Origin of the sequence: Mesorhizobium sp. M7A.F.Ca.US.014.04.1.1 (assembly GCF_003998745.1) — a bacterium.
Classification (GTDB): Bacteria; Pseudomonadota; Alphaproteobacteria; order Rhizobiales; family Rhizobiaceae; genus Mesorhizobium; species Mesorhizobium ciceri.
This window is the reverse complement of the sequence record NZ_RZRW01001405.1, coordinates 1-525: the sequence shown is the minus strand read 5'-3', so window position 1 is coordinate 525 and position 525 is coordinate 1. Positions and strand designations below refer to the sequence as shown.

At 61.9% G+C, this 525-nt stretch carries 2 protein-coding genes; both read left to right on the top strand.

Annotated elements, in window-relative coordinates:
- Positions 1-179 (top strand): 4-hydroxythreonine-4-phosphate dehydrogenase PdxA (locus EOA22_RS36800; protein WP_206521587.1); only part of this gene is annotated, 179 nt, incomplete at its 5' end.
- A gap of 41 nt (positions 180-220) precedes the next feature.
- Positions 221-525: aldehyde dehydrogenase family protein (locus EOA22_RS36795; RefSeq protein WP_127390769.1), on the top strand; the 305-nt coding region annotated here is incomplete at its 3' end.

Sequence of the window (525 nt, the reverse complement as noted above, 5' to 3'; positions counted from 1 at the left end):
CCGGTGAGTGGAAAGCGCGCTCTGGTGTCAATGTCACGCTCGGCCTTCCGATCATCCGCACCTCTGTCGACCACGGCACGGCCTTCGACATCGCCGGCAAGGGCATCGCCAATGAGGACAGTTTGGTCGAAGCGATCGAGTTCGCGGTCCAGATGGCCGCGGCGAAATCCAACCCTTAGGCGTCGGCACGCCTGCAACGCACGCGGAAGCGGATTGAACCATGGCAGCAGAAGACAAGAAATCCTATCTCATGTTGATCGACGGGAAGTTTGTCACCGGCGAAGCCGGCACGCGTTCGGTGATCAATCCGGCCAATGGCAAGGCCTTTGTCGACGTGCCCGAGGCAAGCCCGGATCAGGCTCGCCAGGCGATAGAGGCCGCCCGTAAGGCGCAGAAGGCTTGGGGGCTCAAAGCGCCTCTTGCCCGTGCGGCGATCATGAAGCGGATCGCGGTCTTGATCCGGCAGAACGCCCGACATCTGGCCGAGGTGGTGGTCAGGGAACAAGGCAGACCGATCAATGAAGC